The sequence below is a fragment of the Modicisalibacter sp. MOD 31.J genome (assembly GCF_020147985.1).
GTDB lineage: Bacteria > Pseudomonadota > Gammaproteobacteria > Pseudomonadales > Halomonadaceae > Modicisalibacter > Modicisalibacter coralii.
Genome location: NZ_JAGXFF010000003.1, coordinates 1 through 23,932, shown reverse-complemented (window position 1 = coordinate 23,932; position 23,932 = coordinate 1). Strand labels below are relative to the sequence as shown.

The 23,932-nt window shown below is 62.3% G+C and carries 21 protein-coding genes; 15 read left to right on the top strand and 6 right to left on the bottom strand.

Going from position 1 to position 23,932, the window contains the following annotated elements; genetic code table 11:
* The first annotated feature begins 85 nt into the window (after nucleotides 1-85).
* The 6 genes from KGR00_RS10715 to KGR00_RS10685 are packed head-to-tail and all read left to right on the top strand — an operon-like array spanning nucleotide 86 to nucleotide 6,324.
* Nucleotides 86-580, top strand: coding sequence for a GspH/FimT family pseudopilin (locus KGR00_RS10715; protein WP_224418650.1), 495 nt, complete (start codon nucleotides 86-88; stop codon nucleotides 578-580).
* The gene (gene pilV, locus KGR00_RS10710; RefSeq protein ID WP_129140914.1) at nucleotides 577-993 is read left to right on the top strand and encodes a type IV pilus modification protein PilV; all 417 of its coding nucleotides are present in this window, start codon (nucleotides 577-579) and stop codon (nucleotides 991-993) included. Before KGR00_RS10715 ends, pilV begins: the two co-directional genes overlap by 4 nt.
* Nucleotides 990-1,982, top strand: coding sequence for a PilW family protein (locus tag KGR00_RS10705; protein ID WP_224418651.1), 993 nt, complete (start codon nucleotides 990-992; stop codon nucleotides 1,980-1,982). Before pilV ends, KGR00_RS10705 begins: the two co-directional genes overlap by 4 nt.
* Nucleotides 1,982-2,446, top strand: a complete 465-nt coding sequence (locus KGR00_RS10700; protein ID WP_224418652.1) for a pilus assembly protein — start codon at nucleotides 1,982-1,984, stop codon at nucleotides 2,444-2,446. The genes KGR00_RS10705 and KGR00_RS10700 overlap by 1 nt, the downstream gene beginning before the upstream one ends.
* A 31-nt stretch (nucleotides 2,447-2,477) precedes the next feature.
* On the top strand, nucleotides 2,478-5,864 hold the full coding sequence (locus tag KGR00_RS10695; protein WP_224418653.1) for a PilC/PilY family type IV pilus protein: 3,387 nt from the start codon (nucleotides 2,478-2,480) through the stop codon (nucleotides 5,862-5,864).
* Nucleotides 5,865-5,886: 22 nt separating this feature from the next.
* Nucleotides 5,887-6,324: a type IV pilin protein gene (locus KGR00_RS10685; RefSeq protein ID WP_275423132.1), complete on the top strand. Its 438-nt coding sequence runs from the start codon at nucleotides 5,887-5,889 to the stop codon at nucleotides 6,322-6,324.
* On the opposite strand, the gene KGR00_RS10680 is transcribed toward KGR00_RS10685, so the two are convergent.
* Entirely contained in the window at nucleotides 6,321-6,830 is a 510-nt protein-coding gene (locus KGR00_RS10680) for a GspH/FimT family pseudopilin (protein ID WP_129140917.1), read from the bottom strand. The genes KGR00_RS10685 and KGR00_RS10680 overlap by 4 nt on opposite strands.
* Nucleotides 6,831-6,920: 90 nt before the next feature.
* On the opposite strand from KGR00_RS10680, the gene thiO reads away from it, so the two are divergent.
* Nucleotides 6,921-8,021 carry a glycine oxidase ThiO gene (thiO, locus tag KGR00_RS10675; RefSeq protein WP_224418654.1) on the top strand — a complete coding sequence of 367 codons (1,101 nt, stop codon included), beginning with the start codon at nucleotides 6,921-6,923 and terminating at the stop codon, nucleotides 8,019-8,021.
* 43 nt (nucleotides 8,022-8,064) lie between these two features.
* Here thiO and KGR00_RS10670 read toward each other — a convergent pair whose 3' ends face one another.
* Nucleotides 8,065-8,325, bottom strand: coding sequence for a PP0621 family protein (locus tag KGR00_RS10670; RefSeq protein ID WP_129140919.1), 261 nt, complete (start codon nucleotides 8,323-8,325; stop codon nucleotides 8,065-8,067).
* Nucleotides 8,326-8,521: 196 nt separating this feature from the next.
* Here KGR00_RS10670 and KGR00_RS10665 point away from each other — a divergent pair, with 196 nt between their 5' ends.
* Nucleotides 8,522-10,153, top strand: coding sequence for an NAD+ synthase (locus KGR00_RS10665; protein WP_224418655.1), 1,632 nt, complete (start codon nucleotides 8,522-8,524; stop codon nucleotides 10,151-10,153).
* A gap of 141 nt (nucleotides 10,154-10,294) precedes the next feature.
* On the opposite strand, the gene KGR00_RS10660 is transcribed toward KGR00_RS10665, so the two are convergent.
* Entirely contained in the window at nucleotides 10,295-11,086 is a 792-nt protein-coding gene (locus KGR00_RS10660) for an outer membrane protein assembly factor BamD (protein WP_129140921.1), read from the bottom strand.
* Nucleotides 11,087-11,241: 155 nt separating this feature from the next.
* On the opposite strand from KGR00_RS10660, the gene rluD reads away from it, so the two are divergent.
* Both rluD and pgeF read left to right on the top strand, forming a co-directional pair.
* Nucleotides 11,242-12,201 carry a 23S rRNA pseudouridine(1911/1915/1917) synthase RluD gene (gene rluD, locus KGR00_RS10655; protein WP_224418656.1) on the top strand — a complete coding sequence of 320 codons (960 nt, stop codon included), beginning with the start codon at nucleotides 11,242-11,244 and terminating at the stop codon, nucleotides 12,199-12,201.
* Complete coding sequence (pgeF, locus tag KGR00_RS10650; RefSeq protein WP_224418657.1) at nucleotides 12,198-12,953, top strand: peptidoglycan editing factor PgeF; 756 nt, start codon at nucleotides 12,198-12,200, stop codon at nucleotides 12,951-12,953. Before rluD ends, pgeF begins: the two co-directional genes overlap by 4 nt.
* A gap of 33 nt (nucleotides 12,954-12,986) precedes the next feature.
* Here the strand turns inward: pgeF and KGR00_RS10645 are convergent, their stop codons facing one another.
* Entirely contained in the window at nucleotides 12,987-13,337 is a 351-nt protein-coding gene (locus KGR00_RS10645; protein ID WP_224418658.1) for a hypothetical protein, read from the bottom strand.
* Between the two features lie 239 nt (nucleotides 13,338-13,576).
* On the opposite strand from KGR00_RS10645, the gene clpB reads away from it, so the two are divergent.
* Nucleotides 13,577-16,165 carry an ATP-dependent chaperone ClpB gene (clpB, locus tag KGR00_RS10640; protein WP_224418659.1) on the top strand — a complete coding sequence of 863 codons (2,589 nt, stop codon included), beginning with the start codon at nucleotides 13,577-13,579 and terminating at the stop codon, nucleotides 16,163-16,165.
* An 87-nt stretch (nucleotides 16,166-16,252) separates the two neighbouring features.
* Here the strand turns inward: clpB and KGR00_RS10635 are convergent, their stop codons facing one another.
* A complete protein-coding gene (locus KGR00_RS10635; RefSeq protein WP_224418660.1) occupies nucleotides 16,253-17,632 on the bottom strand; it encodes a sugar porter family MFS transporter in 1,380 nt (459 codons plus the stop codon).
* A 600-nt stretch (nucleotides 17,633-18,232) separates the two neighbouring features.
* Between KGR00_RS10635 and KGR00_RS10630 the strand changes: the two genes are divergently transcribed.
* Together KGR00_RS10630 and ilvN are read left to right on the top strand one after the other, a co-directional pair.
* Entirely contained in the window at nucleotides 18,233-19,957 is a 1,725-nt protein-coding gene (locus KGR00_RS10630; protein WP_129140926.1) for an acetolactate synthase 3 large subunit, read from the top strand.
* Nucleotides 19,957-20,448: an acetolactate synthase small subunit gene (gene ilvN / locus KGR00_RS10625; RefSeq protein WP_129140927.1), complete on the top strand. Its 492-nt coding sequence runs from the start codon at nucleotides 19,957-19,959 to the stop codon at nucleotides 20,446-20,448. The genes KGR00_RS10630 and ilvN overlap by 1 nt, the downstream gene beginning before the upstream one ends.
* 3 nt (nucleotides 20,449-20,451) lie before the next feature.
* Here ilvN and ilvY read toward each other — a convergent pair whose 3' ends face one another.
* A complete protein-coding gene (gene ilvY / locus KGR00_RS10620) occupies nucleotides 20,452-21,387 on the bottom strand; it encodes an HTH-type transcriptional activator IlvY (RefSeq protein WP_129140928.1) in 936 nt (311 codons plus the stop codon).
* A 213-nt stretch (nucleotides 21,388-21,600) separates the two neighbouring features.
* On the opposite strand from ilvY, the gene ilvC reads away from it, so the two are divergent.
* Nucleotides 21,601-22,617, top strand: a complete 1,017-nt coding sequence (gene ilvC / locus KGR00_RS10615) for a ketol-acid reductoisomerase (RefSeq protein WP_129140929.1) — start codon at nucleotides 21,601-21,603, stop codon at nucleotides 22,615-22,617.
* Nucleotides 22,618-22,773: 156 nt separating this feature from the next.
* Nucleotides 22,774-23,646: a CDP-diacylglycerol--serine O-phosphatidyltransferase gene (gene pssA / locus KGR00_RS10610; protein ID WP_129140930.1), complete on the top strand. Its 873-nt coding sequence runs from the start codon at nucleotides 22,774-22,776 to the stop codon at nucleotides 23,644-23,646.
* Nucleotides 23,647-23,932: the final 286 nt, after the last annotated feature.

Below are 23,932 nucleotides of genomic sequence, written 5' to 3'. Positions count from 1 at the left end.
ATCGTTCTAGAGTCGGGCTTCGGCCCGACTTTTTTGTGAGACTTTCTCGCCGTTCTGTATCATAGTGTTTCAGGGGGACTGTTCCATGGTCGTGCCTATACGCCGCTTCAAGCCCCGCCCTCTGAATATCGAGGGAGGCTTCACACTGATCGAGCTGCTCGTGACGATAGCTCTGATCGCTATCGTATCTGGCATCGCCGTGCCGAGTTTTTCGGGCTTGATACGTGAGAACCGCCTGTCGACCTCGACTGTCAATCTCAATACAGCCCTGCGCTTGGCCCGTAGCGAAGCGATCAAGAGAAACCAGCAGATAGTGCTGTGCGGAATCGATAAATGTGATGGTGATTTCAGTGCTGGCTGGCAGCTCACCACGGCAATCGCTAACGGCTCTACCCTGCATCAGTACCGTTTCGGCAGTGGCTCCGTCAGTGCCACGGGCGATGGCCCTATCATGTTCAATCCTCTTGGAGAGCTAGCGTCCGGTAGTGCGCAATGCATTGCAGTCAGTGGTAGTGGAATCAGTCAAGCGATTCAGGCCTTGCCCAGTGGCGGTATCCGATCAATAGGGGCCTGCCCATGAATGCTTCTCGCCAAGCGGGCGTATCGCTACTTGAGGTGCTGGTAGCGCTCCTTGTGTTGTCAATCGGTGTCCTGGGTGTCGTAGCCCTACAGACCAAGTCCATGGCCCTGGTACAAGAGGCATATTGGCGAGGGCAGGCTGTTGCCCTCGCCTACGACCTAGGGGACCGGCTACGTGCCAATCCGGATCAGATCGCAAGTTATGCGATCGGCATGGATGCAGGTGCTCCAGAAGGTGGAAGCTTGGCCAAGAGAGATCTTGCAGGTTGGCTTGATGACTTGGATACAGCGCTACCCAATGGGGATGGTAGTGTAGTCATTAAAAACGAGCAGGTGACAATTACGGTTCAATGGAACACTTCGCCACGGCTTAATGGCAATTTACAGTCTTTTGTGACGGAGGTGTATCCATGAGTTCGCTTCCATCAGCACCGCCAGAACGGCAACGGGGAGTGACCCTCGTCGAGCTGATGATTGCCTTGGTTTTGGGGCTTTTGATTACTGCGGGCATATATCAGTTGTTCAGTGCTTCACAAAGAACGCACCGTCTTGAGCAAGCAGTAGCCAGTGTGCAGGAAAATGGACGCTTTCTACTGAATGTGTTTCAGCGTGAACTTCGCCATGCCGGTTTTCCTCCTGCCTGCCAGGGCGAGGCTGGGGCAGAGGGGTCGTTGATTATCAATATGAGCTCTAGCCTAAAGAAAGATCTCTTCCCCAACGATCGCTTTGATTCCGTAATGGGCTGGCAAGACCGCTCTTCAAGCGGTGGTTATACTCAGCGTATCAGCCCCGGGGATTATCAGGCGGGAAATATCTTGTTGATCCACCATGCTGCGGATCCAGCCAATATCGCCTTGAGTGCTTCCATTGTGGCGGGGAAGCGTGATGTCGCGGTTGCGGGTGGAGAAAACTTAAGTAGTGGGGATCTTTTGGCTTTCGTCTTTCAAAATCGCTGCGAGGTGGCGGAAACGACGGAAGACGGCCGTTTCCGTGCGCCGCAAGGTTTTTCGTTTAGTTTTCCGCAGGATGCCACGTGGATCGGTGAACCAGTCGGCGACCTCTACTATGTTGGTTGGGATTCTCCCCGGCAGGAGCCTGCGTTACGCCGGTTGGATTTAGTCTCGGGAAAAAGCGAAACGCTGGTCAGTCCAGTCGTCGATATGCAGCTGCGCTATCTTGTGGATGGTCAGTATCAATCGACGCTCGGTGCGAGCCGCTGGGATGATGTCGCGGCGGTCAGGATCAGTCTGCTTGTGCGGTCGTCCGCTGGTCGTGTATTGGAAAGCCCGGCCCACGTCCAGGTAGGCGATATCGACTTTACGGCTCCACCTGGCGACCTGAGGCTTTATCGGGGTTTCACCTCGACGGTGGCTTTGCGCAACCGGTTGGTGGGGGAGCGATAATGCCAGTGCGTGTAATGGTGTTTTCAGCGAAGCGGTCTCAGCAAGGTATTGTGCTCATCGTCTCGCTAATTTTCTTGTTGATTTTGAGCCTTTTGGGGCTGTCGTCTATACAAAGTGCAACGTTGCAAGAAAATATGGTCGGCAACCAGCGTGATCACGACATGGCCTTCCAGGCGGCAGAAGCGGCCTTGCGTTGGGCTGAAGGGCAGGCAAAGAAAGGTAACGGCATTCACGATGAAGCGTGGGCTCCAGGTAGCAAGGTCAATACCTATGCTTTAGGCGATAGCCGGTTGAGTAGCAATCCTCAGTACCATATTTGGCATCCGAGTGGCCTCGAAGGGCAAGCAGGGGAAGGCGATGATGATACTAATCCAAAGCCTATTTATCAGATTACTGCGATAGGCTATGGTGGCTCACCTAACAGTCAGGTTATTTTGCAAAGTTGGTATGTTCCTGATGAGTGAGATGTCGTTCATGAGTAAGGGGTAGCTAGTCATGCGCTTTCTGATAAGATTTTTTTTGTTATTGGGTTTTTCTTTAAATGCTGGCGCTACTGATTTGGCTACGACCCCGCTGTCTGTAGGCGTTCGTGTCGATCCTAACTTGATGTTCGTTATCGATGATTCAGGCTCAATGCGGTTTGAGGTGATGCCTGAGTCACATATAGTCGGTGATGCACGATTTATCTATCCGCGGCCGAGGGGGGTCTATGAATCAGGTCTTGGCGCGGGAGAATACTCGAATAACGTTCCCACCTTTGATGTGGACAATGTTTATAATTCATACAGTCGTTCTCCTCAGGCAAATGCCCTGTACTATAATCCGTCCGTTACTTACTTGCCCTGGGTCAAGGCAGATGGCAGCAGAATGGCGCCTGCGAATCCCAACAATGCCCCTCATAACCCTAGACGGGTCACTTTGGGGGGGCGAGACTTGACTGCGTGGACAACGCAGACGGCAGACCGTTGGCTAGCGTGTGACTCGGCAACCGCTGATGGCCCTTCTCAATGCTACTATCAGGTAGAGTGTGCTTTCTTGTTTTGTTCATATAGAACACATGAGTCCTTCTTTCCAGCGGTATACTATACTTACCTAGAGGGAGGGTACGGTGATACAAGAAATTATCGGCGCGTAGAAATTCGCCCGGCCAATGCACCTTTTAAAGGAGAGGGTCGTGCGAATCGTAGTGACTGTAGCAATGCTGGTGCCACTGAGCCAAGTTGCAGTTATTCAGAAGAGATCCAAAACTTTGCCAATTGGTATACGTACTACCGGTCACGGACATTAGCTGCTCGTGCAGGAATCGGTGAAGCCTTTTCGCAACTGGGTGAGTCAGTTCGAGTAGGTTTCGATACTCTCAATAGCAACGAGGATGTAAGCGAAGGAGAGGTGGTAGCCGGGGTCAGGGCGTTCAGTGGTGAAGGGCGGGAAAAATTCTTTGAACGACTCTATACACATGATGTGCCTGCGGATGGCACCCCTCTGCGCTTAGGCTTGCAGCGTAGTGGGAATTACTTTGCAAAGCAGAGTGAACCCTGGCGTGATGACCCCAGCTCCAAGCAGTCTACTGATTTCCAGTCATGTCGCGCCAATTATGCGCTACTAATGACCGATGGTTATTGGAGTGGTGGCAATCCTGACGAGATCGATAACTCAGATGGAGAGTCCGGCCCTGCAATAGAAGGACCCGGCGGGCAAGGCTATCGCTATCCAGCCAATGCACCCTATAGCGATGATGTCAGTGCTACCCTGGCTGATGTTGCCATGTATTATTGGAAACACGATCTACGGGAAAAGCTGGCCAACAACGTGCCTGTCAATGGCCAGGATCCGGCCTTTTGGCAGCACATGAGTACATTCGGCATCGGCTTCGGCGTGGAGGGCAATATCAACCCCGAAAGCGCTTGGCAGGCGGTGGCCTCGGGGCAGGAAGTCAATTGGCCCAGCGCAGCCGATTTTAATAGTGGTGATACGAAAAGAGCTGATCGGGCACGCTTGGATGACCTCTTGCATGCCTCGGTTAACGGTCATGGTGGCTTTTTTAATGCTGGAGATCCCCAGTCCTTTGTTAAAGGACTGGATGATGTGCTCGGCACTATCGTTGCGCAAGATGAAGCTTCGGTGGTACCGGTTGCGGTCAATGGAGACTCCATTGATGAAAATAGTCGAATGTTTACTGCTGGGTTTCGTAGTACTGATTGGTCAGGGCGGTTTCAAGGGTATCAATTACTCCCTGGTGGTAAAAAAAAGCTATTATGGGATGCGGAGGCAATGTTGCGTAAGCAGTCGCCAAAAGAACGATTGCTGCTTACCTCGCAAGCGGGAGCGGGGGCGAAGTTGACTACCCAGAGTAGCGATTTGGATATCAATCAGATACGTTGGTTGAAGGGTGTGAACGTAGAGGGTCTGCGTGACCGAACCCCCGAGGGTCAAAAAGTTCCTAATCTACTCGGGGATATCGTTAATAGTGCTCCCTTCTTGCTTTCTCCGCCCCAAAATGATAGCCGGCCCGGCATGGTGTTTGTAGGCGCCAATGACGGGATGCTACATGGCTTTTCTGCGGATACTGGTAAAGAGCTATTTGCTTATCTTCCGAGTGAACTTGTGACCGCTCCTCCCGGTCAAGCTCCACCCATCGCATCGTTGATGCGGCCCAGTTATGTTCATCGATACTTCGTCGATGGGTCGGCTGTGGCACGTAACGTGAAGATAGGTGGTGGGCCACAGGCCGTGGTGGTCGGGACCATGGGAGGCGGGGGGCGAAGTGTTTTTGCGATCGATGTCAGTAATCCGGGTGATATTGGGCCAGAGGCTGTGCTTTGGGAGTTCTCTAGCCCTCATCTAGGCGAGGGCGTCACTCGCCCTGCCATCTCCCGGATCACTTATCAGGGGGAGCCGCGCTGGGTTGCACTGTTTGGGAATGGCTACAATAGCGTTTCCGGGCGGGCAAGCCTTTTCGTGGTAGACCTGCTAAGCGGAGATCTCATCAAACGCTTCGATACCAAAGCCGACAGGCCTCAGGATCCTAATGGCTTGGCACCACCTAGCGCGACCCGCTGGCCTGATTACAAGGAAGTCAGCACCTTTGCCTATGCCGGAGACCAACAGGGGAGCATGTGGCGTTTCGATCTGAATGATTTGCACAGCAAGCCTGTAAAATTGCTCCAAGGAAACCCCTCTCAGCCTATTACCGCGCCCCCCCAGCTGGAATTCAAGCCCGGCAACCCCAGTATTCTCATGGTGCTTTTTGGAACCGGGAGTTTTCAGTTTGTCGGCGACCGTAGTGACCGGAGTATACAGCGTCTTTATGGATTAGAAGATCGAGTAAGTGCAGGCTCGGAGCCAGTGGATGCTGCCAGTCCTAATCTGCTCAAGCAGTCCGTTACGATTAATACTACCTTGAATGACCAAGCGGTTCGTGGCGTTTCCAATTATCCTGTAGCTGCCACTCAACGGGGCTGGTATCTGGAATTGCCTGAGGGAGAGCGCATGGTCTCTATGCCGTCTCTGCCTACGGGTATTTACCATCAGCGTGCTTTGTTTTCGACACTGGTGCCACTCTTTGGGCAATGTTCTGCGGGTGTCAATGGCTATGTCTACAGCCTGCGTATTGATACCGGTGGCAGTGGGACACGAGCCTTTTTCGATGTCAATGGCGATGAAGAGATTGATACTGGTGACAATATCACGGATCAGGCCGGTAATGTTCAGGTGGTTGCGGGGTTGCAGCTCGGCAGCGGAGAGTCGCAGGTGACGGTTAATGATCCACAAAACGGTGAGGACGTGTTGGCCGGTACTGTTGGTGCTAATGGTGGTGGTACGCATACCAAGGCTTCGCCGGGTGCAACCGGGCGCCAGTCTTGGCGACAGATATTCAACTAATAGAAGAGGCCGCGTGAACAGGATGAGTCAGTCTGACAGTGCTAGGCAACAAGGTTTTTCTCTAATAGAGTTGATGATCGTGGTTGCAATAGTCGCGATTCTGGCGGCGATCGCTTATCCTAGCTATCAAAGGCACGTCACAGATACGTGGCGGGGGCGTGCCGTGGCCTGCCTGGCGGAATTGGCCCAGGGGATGGAGCGTCGTTATACCTCGAACATGTCTTATTTGGTGTCAGGCAACAAGCAGCCTCTGCCGTCCAATCAGTGTGTTTCCGAGCTGGCCAATGAAAACCGCTATGATGTGAAGTTTGCTGATAAGCAGCCGCAGTCTCAGACGTTTATTATTGAAGCAATACCCAAGGGGGCTCAGGCACCAGATAAGGAGTGTGGCAAGTTGTCGATCGACCAAACTGGGCAGCGGTACATCGCGGGTACCGGCAATGTCGATGACTGTTTCTAGTTGTCACATTGCGCGCTGCCGCCCAAGCGAAGCCTACCGGTGTTGCTCATGACCAAGGCGGCTGATTCGCCGCTTTTATCGCAAAGATTGAATGTGCCATTGTATCCTCTTGGCCACCCCGAGGCGGCTATGCGGAGCCAGCGGTAATTGTTTCTGAATTTCACATTCGATACGGCTCCTTCCGGCATGACCTTTAAAATCTTGGTGCTTGCGGAAATATGGTCGCCATCGAACGGGCCTTGTATGACGAGTAACGGAGCAGACCAGTTCCCGGTGCATCTCTTCTGGTCTGGACTTGGGCACAAGGAAATGGTGGTTTCTCGGGTGACGGCTGTATTCCGGGCCAAGGCCACTGCTGTTCTGAGCCGAGCAATATCCGAGGCAATCGCATTTCGGGCAACTAGCCTTTCAAAGGCAGGAACTGCCCAGCTCAGTGTTATAAGCAATACCGCCAATGTAACAATGAGTTCTATCAGTGTGAAGCCAGGTTGTTGGTTGACTCTCATGTCGCCCTGCCTTCGTGTGCGTTGGGGCTAAGTCAACTATGACAATATCTATTGTTTTCTAAATTTCTGTAAGAAAAAGCGGATATTCACGTGAGAGATTTCCTCATCATCGGCGGCGGCGTCATCGGCATGATGACGGCGCTGCAACTGGCCGATGCCGGCCATGACGTGACCGTGCTCGAACGTGGCCAGTGCGGCGGCGAGGCTTCCTGGGCCGGCGGCGGTATCGTCTCGCCGCTCTACCCGTGGCGCTACAGCCGGCCGATCTCGGCGCTGTCGCGCTACTCGGAGGGCTTCTATCCCGAACTGGCCCTGCGCCTGCTGGAGGAGACCGGCATCGATCCGGAGTATCGCCAGAAGGGGCTGCTCTACCTGCGCGTCGACGACGAGGCGCGGGCGATCGCCTGGGCGCGCGAGATGGGCAAGCCGCTCGAGCGAGTGAACGGCGAGTTCATCTATCGCAAGGAGCCGCAGGCGGCGCCGGGCTTCGAACAGGCACTGTGGATGCCGACCCTGGGCAGTATCCGCAATCCGCGCCTGGTCAAGGCGCTGCGTGCCCGATTGGCGGCGATGCCGCGGGTCTCGCTGGAAGAGGGCGCGGGGGTCGAGCGGCTGTTGATCGAGCGGGAGCGTGTCGTGGGCGCGCAGACCGCGCGTGGGCGTTTTCACGCCGAGCGGGTGATCGTCTGCGGGGGGGCCTGGAGTGCCGGTCTGCTGAGGTCGGTGGGCGTCGCGCTGCCGGTACGCCCGGTGAAGGGGCAGATGATCCTGTTCAAGGCGCCGGCGGGGCTGGTCGAGCGGGTGGTGCTGCTCGACGGGCGCTACGTGATTCCGCGCGGCGACGGCCGGGTCCTGGCCGGCTCGACGCTGGAAGAGGTCGAGTTCGACAAGACCCCGACCCGTGAGGCGCGCGAATCGTTGTGGGAGAGTGCCACGCGGATCTTGCCGGGGCTCACCGACTGCCCGGTGGAGCACCACTGGGCGGGGCTGCGTCCCGGCTCGCCGGACGGTGTGCCGCGGATCGGTGCGGTGCCGGGCATCGAGGGGCTCCACGTCAACGCCGGTCATTACCGCAACGGCCTGGTGCTGGCGCCGGCGTCGACCCGTCTGCTGGTGGACGAGCTGCTGGGCAGGGAGCCGATCGTCGACCCGGCTCCCTACGCCTTGCCGGGCGTCGACGGCGAAGGGTGATCGCCCGTCCGGGGAGGGGCGATCGGGCCGGGCCGGAGGCGGCTCAGCCCTTGGGCTGCTGCTCCTCGAGGAAGCGCGAGTGATGGCCCTCGCAGCAGAACCACAGGGCGTCGCGGCGTACGGCGTCCTGTTCGGGCAGGTGCACCCGGCAGTAGGCGCAGCGCACCATGCGGCCATCGTCGATGGCCTCGGGGCGCGAGTCGTTGTCCTGGGCGAGCTTCCATTCCCGGTACATCCGGTAGAGCTTGAGGCCGGCCCAGAACAGTACCGCGAAGATGATCAGGCGTATGAGCAAGAGGTTCATCCCGAGTGGTCTCCCCTACTGGATGGGCCGGCGCTTTGCAGGCGGCGATCCATGCGGGACAATGAGGTGATGGGGGTAGTGTAAAGGCAGCGCGTTGCCTCGCCAATCGAGCCCCGTGATTTCCGGACCCAGGCCGCGCCGGGAAGGCAGTCAGGCTGCCGGGGCGGCCGCAGACAATTCGAGGAACGACCCAGCCATGCAAGACCTGACCCTGGTAATGGCCCAACTCGACCCGCTGGTGGGCGACATTCCCGGCAACGCGGATCGCGCCATCGAGGCGGTGCGCGAGGCGCGCATCGAGCACAAGGCGGATGTCGTCGTCTTTCCCGAGCTGTTTTTGACCGGCTACCCGCCCGAGGATCTGCTGTTCCGCGAGTCGATGGAGCTGCGCCTCGAGGTGGCCCGCACGCGCATGGCCGAGAAGGTGGCGCGCGACGTGATGGTGATCATCGGTTACCCGGGGCATCGCGAGGGCGGTCACTTCAACCTTGCCGGGGTGCTCTACAACGGCGAATGGCTGGGTGAATACGCCAAGCAGGCGCTGCCCAACTACCTGGTCTTCGACGAACGCCGCTACTTCACCCCCGGCGATACCCCGCTGGTGATCGAGCATCGTGGCCTCAAGCTGGGTGTGCTGGTCTGCGAGGACCTGTGGGACGGCGCGCCGGTCATCCAGGCCCGCGATGCCGGCGCCGACGTGCTGGTCACCCTCAACGCCTCGCCCTACCACCAGAACAAGCCCGCCGAGCGGCTCGAGCTGTTCGCCCGGCGGGCCCGCGAGGCCCGGCGTCCGGTGGTCTACGTCAACCAGATCGGAGGGCAGGACGAACTGGTCTTCGACGGCGGCTCGCTGGTGGTGGATGGCGACGGCGAGCTGCAGGTCCGCGCCCCGCACTGGCAGGCCGGGCTGATGCCGGTGCGCTTTCTGGCCGACGGGCCGCACTGGGTGCCCGAGCGCGGCGAGATCGAACCGCTCCCCGAGGTCGAGGACAGCCTCTACTGTGCCCTGGTCAGCGGGCTGCGCGATTACGTCAACAAGAGTGGCTTCCAGGGCGTGGTGCTGGGGCTCTCGGGTGGGATCGACTCGGCGCTGTCGCTGGCGATCGCCGTCGATGCCCTGGGCCCCGACCGCGTCCAGGCGGTGATGATGCCCTATCACTATACCGCCGAGATCTCCCGCGAGGATGCTGCCGAACAGGCGCGCCTGCTCGGCGTGCATTACGAGGTGCTGCCCATCGTGTCGATGGTCGAGGCGGCCAACGAGACCCTGGCGCAGAGTTTTGCCGGTGCCCCGCAGGACACCACCGAGGAGAACCTGCAGTCGCGCTGTCGCGGCGTGCTGCTGATGGCGATCTCCAACAAGAAGGGACTGATGGTTCTGACCACCGGCAACAAGAGCGAGATGGCGGTGGGCTACGCCACGCTCTACGGCGACATGGTCGGTGGCTACAACGCCCTCAAGGACGTCTACAAGACCTGGGTCTATCGCCTCGCCCGGTGGCGTAACGCCCAGGGGCCGGTGATCCCCGAGCGGGTGATCACTCGGCCGCCCTCCGCCGAGCTGGCGCCGGACCAGCAGGACAGCGATTCGCTGCCCGGCTACGACGTGCTGGATGCGATCCTCGAGCGCTATATCGAGGGCGACATGAGCGCCGAGTCGATCATCGACGCCGGCTTCTCCCGCGAGGACGTCTACAAGGTGGTCAAGCTGGTCGACCGCAACGAATACAAGCGTCGCCAGGCCCCGGTCGGGGTGCGCGTGACCTCGCGGGGCTTCGGTCGCGACCGGCGTTACCCGATCGTCAACGGCTGGCAGCCCGGGGAATGACCCCGGCTTCGCCGGGGCCATAAGCTGTAAGAGCGGCGCTACGCGCCTGGAAGCTGGAAGAATCGCCATCTGCCAAGACAGCGCGGTGGTTGGTGTTTCTTCCAGCTCATCGCTTATCGCTTACGGCCCCCCGAAGGGGCATTACAGCGTCAGTGGCTTGGCGTCGACGTACCGGGGCTCGAAGGTCTTGCCGTCGAGACGGGCGTTGTCGGGATCGTTCTCGACCAGCGTCTCGAGCACCTCATGGGCCCGGTCGCGCATGTTCAGGCCCAGGTACCCCTCGACCATCACCGCCAGGGCATCGCGGGTCGCCTGGGCGCGCGGGTAGTGCTCGAGAACCCACTTGCCGCGATCGACGGCGGCGACGTAGGCCCCCTTGCGCAGGTAGAAGTCGGCGACCTGCAGTTCGTGGCGGGCCAGCACGTTGCGCAGGTAGATGACCCGCTGGCGGGCGTCCGCGGCGTAGGGGCTCCCGGGGAAGCGGCGGGCGAGCTCGCTGAAATCGACGTAGGCGTCGCGCGAGGCGCCCAGGTCGCGCTTGGAGATGTCGATCAGCTCGAGTCCCTCGAGACTGAAACGACCGGCCTCGTAGGCGGCCAGGCCGCGCAGGTAGTAGGCATAGTCGACCTGCGGATGATCGGGATGCAGGCGGATGAAGCGGCTGGCGGCGGCGCGCGCGGCTTCCCAGTTCTCGGTCTTGTAGTAAGCGTAGATCAGCTCGAGCTGGGCCTGCTCGGCGTAGCGGCCGAACGGGTAGCGAGTGTCCAGCGCCTCGAGCTGCTTGATGGCGGCGTTGTAGCGTCCGGCATCGAGCGATGATTGGGCCTGCTGGTAGAGTTGCTGCTCCTGAAGGTCGGGTGCCACCTCGTTGCTGGCACAGCCGGCCAGCAGGGTGGCGGCCAGGGCCAGGGCGGCAAGGGTGGAAACGCGCATCATCGTCCTCGTGTCGGGCAATCGTCTAAGGCCGTGGTAGAATCGGCCCAAATCGGGGCGCAAGTAAAGGGCTCCACTATAAAGCACACCCGACCGGCGGGGACAGGCCCCGGGGTCAAAACCCCCCTCCGTATCCAACAGGCACTTCGCACGCTATGTCAGAGACGCTGCACCGTGACGCGCGTATTCCCGAGACGATGGCCGGGTTGCGCCTCGATCAGGCCGCCGCCGAGTTGCTGGCGGATTACTCCCGGGAACGACTCAAGACCTGGATCAAGGACGGCGCGCTGACCGTCGACGGGGCCCGGGCCAAGCCCAAGGACAAGGTGTTCGGCGGCGAACGCCTGGTACTCGACGCGGTGCTGGAAGACGAGGTGCGCTGGACGCCGCAGGCCATCGAGCTCGACATCGTCCACGAGGACGACGCCGTGCTGGTCCTCGACAAGCCGGCCGGGCTGGTGGTGCACCCTGCCGCCGGCAATCCCGACGGCACGCTGCTCAATGCCCTGCTGCATCACTGCCCCGGACTGGCGGCGATTCCCCGGGCGGGGATCGTTCACCGTCTCGACAAGGACACCACCGGGCTGATGGTGGTGGCCAAGACCCTGGCGGCGCAGACCGCGCTGGTCGAGCAGTTGCAGGCGCGCACGGTGTCGCGGGAGTACGACGCGGTGGTGACCGGCGTGCCGATCGCCGGTGGCACCGTCGACGAGCCCATCGGCCGTCACCCACGGGATCGCAAGCGCCAGGCGGTGAACGCCTCGGGCAAGCCCGCCGTCACCCATTATCGGGTGGTCGAGCGTTTCCGGGGGCATGCCCATGTCCGTTGCCGCCTGGAAACCGGGCGCACCCACCAGATCCGCGTCCACATGGCCTATCGGCGTTATCCGCTGATCGGCGACGCGCTCTATGGCGGGCGGCTCAAGCTGCCGGCCGGTGCCGGCGATGACCTCAAGGATCTGCTGCGCCACTTCCCGCGCCAGGCGCTGCACGCCCGCAAGCTGGCCTTCGTCCATCCCGTCAGCGGCGAGACGCTGACCCTGCGCGCGCCGTTGCCGGATGACATGATGGTGCTGCTGGACGGCCTGCGCGCCGACAACGAGGAGCGCACATGAGCGAACAGCCCACGTTGCTGCTGCCGGACTGGCCGGCACCGCCCACCGTCGGCGCCTTCGTCACCACCCGCGAGACCGGCCCCAGCCAGGGGGCCTACGCCGCCTTCAACCCGGCGTTGCACGTCGGTGACGATCCCGCCACGGTGCGTCGCTGCCGGGCGCTGCTCGCCGAGCAGGTCGGCGATGCCCGGCCGCTGCTGTGGCTCGAACAGATCCATGGGGCCACGGTGATCCAGGCGTTTCGGGAGACCTATCTCGACACGCCGCCGCAGGCGGATGCCGCCATTGCCACGGACATGGGCCACGCCTGCGTGATCCTCACCGCCGACTGCCTGCCGGTGTTCTTCTGTGATCGTCGTGGAACCCGGGTGGGGCTGGCGCATGCCGGCTGGCGCAGTCTCGCCGGCGGCGTGCTCGAAGCCAGCGTGGCGGCGCTCAATACCCCGCCCTCGGAACTCATGGCCTGGCTGGGGCCGGCGATCTCCAATGCCCAGTTCGAGGTCGGTCGCGAGGTCTACGAGGCCTTCGTCGCCTTCCAGTCCGAGGCCGACAGTGCCTTCGAGCCCAGCCCTTATCGCCTCGGCCACTACATGGCCGATCTCTACAAGCTCGCCCGGCTGCGTCTCGAGCGCCTGGGAGTCTCGCATGTCAGTGGTGGCCATTTCTGCACCGCCTGCGAAGGACGTTTCTATTCGCACCGCCGCGACGACGGCGTGACCGGCCGCATGGCCAGCATGATCTGGCTGCGCTGAGTGCTTGCCTTGGCCGCGTCGCGAGACGGGGCGTCACGTGCCGAACTTGAGAAACAGCATGAGTCCCAGCGTCAGGGCGGCGCCAGCGAGTTGTGTCACCATCAGCGGTTTGTCCAGCGGCTTGATCACTGGCGCGAGCAATGCCGGATCAAACAGGTATTCCCGGCGCTTGAGTCGCTCGAACCAGTGCGGCGTTAATACCGCGTGCATGTAAAGCCATATGCGCCCGCCCAAGAGGTCGAAAGCCGCGGGCGGTACTCCAGCCCTCGTCAGTTGCCGGTCATAACGGCGCACGGTGTAAATTCGATAGACCAGATGAAGCACGGCGATCAGTAGCCAGTTGCCGCCTATCACCAGAGCCAGTATCACTTGCTGTTGAGTCATCAGTGCCATCCGGGGTCTTGGTGCCCTTGGCGGTATTGATACCGCAGTACCGCCGCGGTATCAGCATGCTCTCCGGGTCAGCCCTTTTCATGAATGGAATTTGTCTGCGGCAGTCTGTCGCAGCGAATTTTTCATGCGAAACGCTTGAAAAGGGCAAGCATACCTCCATTGATAGTGTCAACGTGAATCACGGGAAACATGGCGCGTCCGATCGCGTCACACCCCAATGGAGGATTTCGATGCGTATCGATCGCATGACCAGCAAGCTGCAGAACGCCCTGGCCGAGGCGCAATCCCTGGCCGTGGGCCGCAGTCACAATCAACTCGACCCCGGCCATGTGCTGACTGCGCTGCTCGATGCCCGCGACAGCGGCATCAAGGGCCTGGTGCAGAAGGCCGGCGGCGACGTCGCCAAGCTGCGCGACGGATTGAGCCAGTACCTCGACGGCCTGCCCAGCGTCGGCCAGTTCGACGGCAACGTGAGCATGAGCCAGGATCTGGCACGGCTGTTCAACCTCGCCGATCGCGAGGCCCAGGCGCGTGGCGATCAGTACATCGCCAGCGAGCTGGTGCTGCTCGCCGCGCTGGAGATGAACCAGGCGATCACCAAGGTGTTGACCCAGGCCGGGCTCGACCGCAAGTCGCTGGTCGCGGCCATCGACAGTCTGCGCGGCGGTCAGGCGGTGGATGACGCCGGCGCCGAGGAGAACCGCGAGGCGCTCGACAAGTACACGCTCGATCTCACCGCGCGCGCCACCGAGGGCAAGCTCGACCCGGTGATCGGCCGCGACGACGAGATCCGCCGCACCATCCAGGTGCTGCAGCGGCGCACCAAGAACAACCCGGTGCTGATCGGCGAACCCGGGGTGGGCAAGACGGCGATCGTCGAGGGCCTGGCCCAGCGGATCATCAACGGCGAGGTGCCGGAAGGGCTCAAGGACAAGCGCGTGCTGTCGCTCGACATGGGCGCGCTGCTCGCCGGCGCCAAGTTCCGCGGTGAGTTCGAGGAGCGCTTGAAGGCGGTGCTCAACGAACTGGCCAAGGAAGAGGGCCGGGTGATCCTGTTCATCGACGAGCTGCACACCATGGTCGGCGCCGGCAAGGCCGAGGGCTCCATGGACGCCGGCAACATGCTCAAGCCCGCCCTGGCGCGCGGCGAGCTGCACTGCGTGGGGGCGACGACCCTCGACGAGTACCGCAAGTACATCGAGAAGGACGCCGCGCTCGAGCGGCGCTTCCAGAAGGTGCTGGTCGACGAGCCCAGCGAGGAGGACACCGTCGCCATCCTGCGCGGGCTCAAGGAGCGCTACGAGGTCCACCACGGCGTCGACATCACCGATGGCGCGATCATCGCCGCGGCCAAGCTCTCGCAGCGTTACATCACCGACCGTCAGCTGCCCGACAAGGCGATCGACCTGATCGACGAGGCGGCGTCGCGGATCCGCATGGAGCTCGACTCCAAGCCCGAGGAGATGGACCGTCTCGATCGCCGCCTGATCCAGCTCAAGATGGAGCGCGAGGCGCTCAAGAAGGAGACCGACGAGGCCTCCCACAAGCGGCTCGAGAACCTCGAGGCGCAGATCGACGAGCTCGAGCGCGAATACGCCGATCTCGACGAGGTGTGGAAGGCCGAGAAGGCCAGCATCCAGGGCGCGGCGCAGTTCAAGGCCGAGCTCGAGCAGGCGCGTATCGACCTCGAGGCGGCACGCCGCCAGGGCGACCTGGGACGCATGTCCGAGCTGCAGTACGGGGTCATCCCGTCGCTGGAGAAGAAGATCGCCGAATCCAGCGAGGCCGAGGGCGATACCTCGAGTCACCAGTTGCTGCGCTCCAACGTCACCGAGGAGGAGATCGCCGAGGTGGTGTCACGCTGGACCGGCATCCCGGTCTCGAAGATGCTCGAGGGTGAGCGCGACAAGCTGCTGCGCATGGAAGAGGCGCTCCACGAGCGGGTGATCGGCCAGGACGAGGCGGTCAAGGCGGTCGCCGATGCCGTGCGCCGTTCGCGGGCCGGGCTCGCCGATCCCAACCGGCCCAACGGCTCCTTCCTGTTCCTCGGCCCGACCGGGGTGGGCAAGACCGAGCTGTGCAAGTCGCTGGCCAATTTCCTCTTCGACACCGAGGAGGCGATGGTGCGCATCGACATGTCCGAGTTCATGGAGAAGCACTCCGTGGCCCGGCTGATCGGCGCGCCTCCCGGCTACGTCGGCTACGAGGAGGGCGGCTACCTGACCGAAGCGGTGCGTCGCCGGCCCTATTCGGTGCTGCTGCTCGACGAGGTGGAGAAGGCCCATCCGGATGTCTTCAACATCCTGCTGCAGGTGCTCGAGGACGGGCGGCTGACCGATGGTCAGGGGCGCACCGTGGACTTCCGCAACACGGTCATCGTGATGACCTCCAACATGGGCTCCGACCTGATCCAGCGTCTGGCCGGCGAGGGCGAGGAGGCCTATGCGCGGATGAAGGACGCGGTCATGGAGGTCGTCGGCCAGCAGTTCCGTCCGGAACTGATCAACCGCATCGACGAGGTGGTGGTCTTCCATCCGCTCGACCAGGAGCAGATCCAGCAGATTGCGGCCATTCAGCTCCAGCGGTTGCGTCAGCGGCTGGCCGAGCGCGACATGGCCCTGGAGGTCTCCGACGATGCCATGGCCCAACTGGCGGTGGTCGGCTTCGACCCGGTGTTCGGCGCTCGCCCCCTCAAGCGGGCGATCCAGAGCCGGCTCGAGAACCCGCTGGCCCAGGAGCTGCTGTCGGGGCGCTTCGCCCCCGGCGACACCATCCGGGTCACCGCCGAAGACGGCCACCTGGCGTTCGCCAAGCAGTAAGCCGATTCGTCGGCCTCCGGGACCGATGCTGTAAAAGACGAGCCCGCCTCCCTGGAGGCGGGCTCTTTGCATGCCGAAAGCCGCGGGTCAGGATCTCGCGGCCCCGGCCGGGCGGACGCTGTCGCCGTGTGACGCCGCCGTGGTACGAGTCAGGCGACGTTGCAGCGCTTCCAGCGAGACGCCCTTGGTCTCGGGCATCAGGAACACCACGAACAGCACCTGCAGGACCATCATCACCGCGAAGAAGGCGAACACCGGCCCACCGCTGAAGTGGCCCAGCACCGTGGGCATCAGCAGGGTGATGGTCGCCGCGCAGATCCAGTGCACCGAGCTGCCGAAGGACTGGCCGCGGGCGCGCACGTGGTTGGGGAAGATCTCCGAGATGAAGACCCAGATGATCGCGCCCTGGCTGATGGCGTGGGCGGCGATGAACAGGCACAGCAGCAACGGCACGTCGAGCCCGCCCAGGTCATTGACGAAGAAGGCGCGCGAGATCAAAACCAGCGAGACGATGTAGCCCACCGAGCCGATGTAGAGCAGGGTGCGCCGACCCAGGCGGTCGATCAGCGCCATGCCGAGCATGGTGAACAGCAGGTTGATCACGCCGATGCCCACGGTCGACAGCAGGGCGACGCTGCTGCCCAGTTGGGCTTCCTCGAGCACGCGAGGGGCGTAGTAGATGATGAAGTTGATCCCCGAGAGCTGATTGAAGAAGGCGATCAAGAAGGCCAGCAGGATCGGCAGGCGGTAGCGCGCGGAGAAGAAGGGCGCATGGGCCTGCTGCTCGCTGTCCTCGGCGGCGCGGATCTCGGCGATCTGGGCGTCGACGTCGGCGCGCGGGTCGAGCTGGCGCAGGACCGCGGCGGCGCCCTGCACGTCGCCGCGCTTGAGGATCAGCCAGCGCGGGCTCTTCGGCACGCGGAACACCATCAGGGTGTAGAGCAGGGCGGGGACCGCCTCGACACCGAGCATCCAGCGCCAGGCCTGGGCGTCGACCAGCACGCCGATCGCGTAGTTGGAGACGAACGCCATCAGGATGCCGAACACCACGTTGAACTGATACAGGCCCACCAGCAGGCCGCGACGTTCGCTCGGCGCGATCTCGGCGATGTAGGTGGGGGCCGCCACCGAGGAGACGCCGACGCCGATGCCGCCGATCAGGCGGAAGAACGAGAACCAGTAAGGGTCGGTGGCCAGCGCCGATCCCACCGCCGAGACCAGATAGAGGGCCCCGATCAGCAACAGGGTGGCACGCCGGCCCAGCCGGTCGGTAGGCCAGTTGCCGCCGATGGCGCCGATCACCGTGCCCCACAGGGCCATCGACATGATCAGCAGGCCGTGCTGCAGGTCGCTCAGCCCCCACAGGGTCTGAATGGGCTTGTCGGCGCCGGAAATGACCGCGGTGTCGAAGCCGAACAGAAAGCCGGCCAGCGCCACCGTGACCGACCACTGGACGATACGGGACATTGTTGTATTCCTCCTTCGGGCCAGTGCCAAGGGACGGGCTCCGCTAAAGTGAATCGATTCAGCCTGGAGAGAAGATGCCCACCGGCATCTTCGCTGGCTGTCGGAGTTGAACGGGCTGGGTGAATCGTGTCAGCCGGCCCATTACAGCAAGCAACGGCGGGATACGCGAATTTTCGTCGTTAGACTTTGGTCTCCCTGGGGCCGGTACGACACGGTCTCCCGCCCGATCGTGGGGCGGGCCGATACGCTTCATGACGGTCGGCGCGGTTGACACACTTACCCGGCTATTGGAATCTTGACCGTTCCTGATTGTGGGCGTGGCTCCCGCGGGCAATCCCCCATCGCCGCGCGAAGGGTAGGCGTCATCGCCTCTACCCGCCCGTAAGGACTTCCGGGCACAGGCTAACCGCCTGGCCTGGCCCAACCCCCGACGCGGCGATCCGTCGCGATGTAGAGTGCAGGCCCCATCCGGGCCGAAGAACGCCAGGGTTTGGCATCAGGTGCCGGCAGCGGCCGGCAGCGGCATACCGCCGCACTCGATTTTCGCGACCCTTGCCAGGGTGGCGAGATGGCACTCGAGACCTCTAGGGGAGAAACACAGTGGAATTGCTTTCCGGCGCCGATATGATCGCCCGCTTCCTGCAGGATGAGGGCGTCGAATACATCTATGGCTACCCGGGTGGCGCAGCGCTGCACATCTACGATGCGCTGTTCCGCCAGGATGCCGTCAAACACATCCTCGTTCGCCACGAACAGGCCGCGACCCACGCCGCCGACGGTTATGCGCGCGCTTCCGGCAAGCCCGGCACGGTATTGGTGACCTCGGGCCCCGGCGCCACCAACACCGTCACCGGCATCGCCACCGCCTACATGGATTCGATTCCCATGGTGGTGCTGTGCGGTCAGGTCGCCAGTCACCTGATCGGCGAGGATGCCTTCCAGGAAACCGACATCGTCGGCGTGACCCGGCCGGTCGTGAAGCACAGCTTCTCGATCCGTCACCCGTCGGAGATTCCGACGGTCCTCAAGAAGGCCTACTACCTGGCGTCCACCGGACGACCGGGCCCGGTGGTGGTGGACATTCCCAAGGACATGACCTCGCCCACCGAACGCTACGAGTACGTCTATCCGAAGAAGGTCAAGCTGCGCTCCTACAATCCGGTGACGCGCGGCCATACCGGGCAGATCAAGAAGGCCGTGGAGCTGATGCTGAAAGCGCGGCGCCCGGTGTTCTACACCGGTGGCGGGGTGGTCACCGGCGATGCCAGCGAGGCGCTGACCGACCTGGTGCGGCGCTTGGGTTATCCGATCACCACCACCTTGATGGGGATCGGCGCCTACCCGCAGAGCGACCGCCAGTCGCTGGGCTGGCTGGGCATGCACGGCAGCTACGAGTCGAACATGGCCATGCACCATGCCGACCTGATCATCGCCATCGGTGCGCGTTTCGACGACCGGGTGACCAACAACACCTCGAAGTTCTGCCCCACGGCGAAGATCGTCCACGTCGACATCGATCCCAGCTCGATCTCCAAGACCGTGCGTGCCGACATCCCCATCGTCGGCCCCGCGGCGAGCGTGATCAGCGAGATGATCAGCCTGGTGCAGGGCCGCGAGCCGGCCAACCCCGAGGCGCTCGACGAGTGGTGGCAGCGCATCGACGGCTGGCGCGGGGAGCGCCACGGCAAGCTCTACGAGCGAGCCGCGCCGGGCGAGCTGCTCAAGCCCCAGCAGGTGATCGAGTCGATCTGCGAGTTCACCCGCGGCGAGGCGTTCATCACCACCGACGTCGGCCAGCACCAGATGTTCGCCGCGCAGTACTACAAGTTCGACAAGCCCAACCGCTTCATCACCTCGGGCGGGCTCGGGACCATGGGCTTCGGCTTTCCGGCGGCGATGGGCATCAAGCAGAGCTACCCGGACGACGACGTGGTCTGCATCACCGGCGAGGGCAGCTTCCAGATGATGATGCAGGAACTGTCCACCTGTAAGCAGTACGGGATCGGCGTGAAGATCGTCAATCTCAACAACCAGTCGCTGGGCATGGTGCGCCAGTGGCAGGATCTCAACTACAAGTCGCGCCATGCGCACTCCTACATGGAGTCGCTACCCGACTTCCAGCAGCTGATCGGCGCCTACGGCTTCACCGCGATCCGCGTGGAACGCGAGGAAGACCTGGTACCGGCGCTCGAGCGGGCGTTCGCCGACAAGGATGAACTGGTGTTCCTGGACATCTACGTCGACCCGCGCGAGCACGTCTATCCGATGCATGTGCCCCTGGGCTCCATGCGTGACATGCTGCTTTCGAAGACGGAGCGGACCTGATGCGCCATATCATCTCGATCCTCATGGAAAACGAACCCGGCGCCCTGTCCCGCGTGGTGGGGCTGTTCTCGCAACGCAACTTCAACATCGAGTCGTTGAACGTGGCGCCGACCGAGGATGCCACCCTGTCGCGGTTGACCGTGACCACGGTGGGCGACGACCGGGTCATCGAGCAGATCACCAAGCACCTCAACAAGCTGGTCGACGTGGTCAAGCTGGTCGATCTGACCGAGGGCAACCACATCGAGCGCGAGCTGATGCTGGTCAAGGTCAAGGCCCTGGGCGCGCAGCGCGACGAGGTCAAGCGCACCGCGGACATCTTCCGCGCGCAGGTCGTCGACGTCACGCCGAGCGTCTACACCGTGCAGATCACCGGCGATGCCGGCAAGCTGGATGCCTTCCTGCAGGCGATGGCGCCGATCGGCATTCTCGAGGTCGCGCGAACCGGCGTCTCGGGGATCTCCCGCGGCGACAAGATTCTCAGCCTTTGAGCGTCAGTGTTCGCTGTTCTCGAGCCGCCCTTCGGGGCGGCTTTTTCGTGCCGGCTCGTCGGGAACCTGGGCCCAGAGTGCGCGAACCAGCGGGTTGCGCAGCTTCTTGTCGAGCACGCACAGGCCGACGTCGTAGGGGGCCAGTCGCGGCGTCACCTCGAGGATGCGCACGCGGTCGGCCAGCGGGCTGTTGTCGAGGACGATGCGGGGCACCACGCCGACGCCGAAGCCCAGCCCCACCATGCTGACGATCGCTTCGTTGCCGGCGACCTGGGCGTAGATGGTCGGCTTGAGCCCGAAGCGGCGAAACCAGGCGTCGGTGCGTTCGCGGGCCAGGCCCGATTCGGACAGGATCATCGGCGTGCGTGCCCACGTCTCGCGGTCCGGCGGGTCGCCGACCGCGGGCAGCCAACCGGCGGCCTCGCTGGGAGCAATGAACACCAGCGGCGAGGTGGCGATCGGCTTGAAGGCCAACTGGGCGGGCAGCGCCTCGGGGCGGGCGGTGATCGCCATGTCCTCGTCGCCGCCCAGCACCCGGGCGATGGCGTCGGCCGGATCGCCGGTATGCAGCTTGATCTCGATGCGCGGATGGCGAAGACGAAACTCGCTGAGCAGCTCGTAGAGGAAGCTGTAGCTGGCGGTCACCGAGCAGTAGATGCTGAGCTCGCCGGTCAACTCGCCGCTCTCCTCCATCAGGGTCTGGCGCAACAGCGCCCACTGCTCGAGCGTGTCGCGCGCGTAGCGCTGAAACAACCGGCCGGCATGCGTGAGTGCTACGCTGCGGTTGTCGCGTTCGAACAGCGCCACGCCCAGGCTCGCCTCCAGTTGCTGGATGGTTCGGCTGAGCGTCGACGGGCTGACATGACAGGCATCGCTGGCGCGGCCGAAATGCAGGGTCTCGGCGAGGGCCAGGAAATGGTGTAGCGGTCGCAGGTCCATGAGCGCATTGCAGTAAGTGAATTGAAACGTTGCAAATATAGCGTTTTACGCAATGCATTGCCTGTCGTATCGTGAGCGCCAGACACGACACAGGATGTCGCCGCGCTCGGGCCCCGTGGGGCAAGCCGCGGCGCTCCGACCACGCCGCGCTAGACGGCGGGCCATCAACGCTGACGCATTCATCCTCGAGACACGATCATCACGGAGTTCACCATGCGCGTTTATTACGACAAGGATTGCGACCTTTCGCTGATCCAGGCCAAGAAGGTTGCCATCGTCGGCTACGGCTCTCAGGGCCATGCCCATGCCAACAACCTCAAGGAATCCGGCGTCGAGGTCACCGTCGCGCTGCGTGCCGGTTCGTCGTCGGCCAAAAAGGCAGAAGAGGCCGGCCTCAAGGTCGCCAGCGTCGCCGATGCCAGCCGCGAAGCCGACGTCGTCATGGTCCTCGCCCCCGACGAGAACCAGAAGGCCATCTACGAAAGCGAGATCGCGCCCAACCTCAAGCAGGGAGCGACACTGGCCTTCGCGCACGGCTTCAACATCCACTACAACCAGATCGTGCCGCGCAGTGATCTCGACGTGATCATGATCGCGCCCAAGGCGCCGGGCCACACCGTGCGCTCCGAGTTCACGCGCGGTGGCGGCATCCCCGACCTGATCGCCGTCGAACAGAACGCCTCCGGCCAGGCCAAGGAGATCGCCCTGTCCTACGCGGCGGCGATCGGCGGTGGCCGTACCGGCATCATCGAGACCACCTTCCGCGACGAGACCGAAACCGACCTGTTCGGTGAGCAGACCGTGCTCTGCGGTGGTGCCGTCGAGCTGGTCAAGGCCGGTTTCGAGACGCTGACCGAAGCGGGTTACGCCCCGGAAATGGCCTACTTCGAGTGCCTGCACGAGCTCAAGCTGATCGTCGACCTGATGTATGAAGGCGGCATCGCCAACATGAACTACTCGATCTCCAACAACGCCGAGTATGGCGAGTACGTCACCGGCCCCGAGGTGATCAACGACGAATCCCGGGCGGCGATGCGCAATGCCCTCAAGCGCATCCAGACCGGCGAATACGCCAAGATGTTCATCCAGGAAGGCAATACCAACTACCCGTCGATGCATGCCAAGCGTCGCCTCAATGCCGAGCATCCCATCGAGCAGGTCGGCGAGAAGCTGCGCGCGATGATGCCGTGGATCGCCGCCAATCAGTTGGTCGACAAGAGCAAGAACTGACGCGTCGAGGACGTTTCAGCGACAGCCGAGGGCGCGGAGGGATCCGCGCCCTCGGTGTTTTTTGGGTGGCGTACCGGTGCGGTCGCCGCCTATCGTTACTGACAGCAGGGTGTAGAATGCGCTCTCATGCCTGAATCCGGCAATGGAACGAGATTTATGACCCAAGACCCTCATCGGGAACCCGCCGAGCATTCCACGACCTCCGAATTCAGCGAATTCGCCCGCGACACCGATGTCGTCGAGGAAACCGTCGAGAACGGCAAGAAGGTCCGTCGACGTGGCATCTACCTGTTGCCCAACCTGTTCACCACCTCGGCCCTGTTCTCGGGCTTCTTCGCCGTGGTCGCGGCGATCAACGGCGACTTTGCCGCGGCGGCCATCGCTGTCTTCGTGTCGATGGTGCTCGATGGCCTGGACGGTCGCGTGGCACGACTGACCAACACCCAGAGTGCCTTCGGTGCCGAGTACGATAGCCTCGCCGACATGCTCTCGTTCGGGGTGGCGCCGGCGGTGGTCGCCTTTACCTGGATCCTCCAGGATGTCGGCAAGATCGGCTGGATCGCCGCCTTCGTCTACGTCGCCTGCGCCGCGTTGCGCCTGGCGCGCTTCAACGTGCAGCTGGGCTCCACCGACAAGAATTGGTTCATCGGTCTGCCCAGCCCGTCGGCAGCGGCGCTGGTGGCCGGCTGTGTCTGGGTCTTCCACAACTTCAGCATCGAGGCCTACGCCTTCAAGTTGCTGATGACCTTCGTCGTGGCCGCCGCCGGGGTGCTGATGGTCAGCAACATCCGCTATTACAGCTTCAAGGAGATCGATCTCAAGGGACCCGTGCCTTTCGTCGCCCTGCTGGCGATCGTGCTGGGCTTCGTGGTGATCTCGCTGGAACCCTCGGTGATGCTGCTCACGCTGTTCGGCTGCTACGTGGCGTCGGGGCCGATCATGGGGGCCAAGCGCAAGCTCAAGGGGCAGCCGGCGCCCGACAAGGCCTCGGAGCAGGATGCTGCTGCGAGCGACGAGGATCCCGCCTGATCCGTCGCGGCAATGACTTCAAGTGATTCATGCCACGCCCGCCTCGCGCGGGCGTCTTGTTATCCACAAGGGGTTGGCGGGCGGCGGGCGTGACCGGGTGTGGATAAGCCGTCTCGGGCGGTCGTGAACTTTTTCTCGAACGAGGGCTTGTCAGGGCCGAATGTGAGGCGTAAAGTACGCATCCGCTGCCGACGACGGGACACGTCACCGGCGGTGACGGGAGAAGCAAGTGGCTGTTTCTTCGAGGGTTTTGGAAAACGGCGGTGAACAAATCGCTTGCCGGATC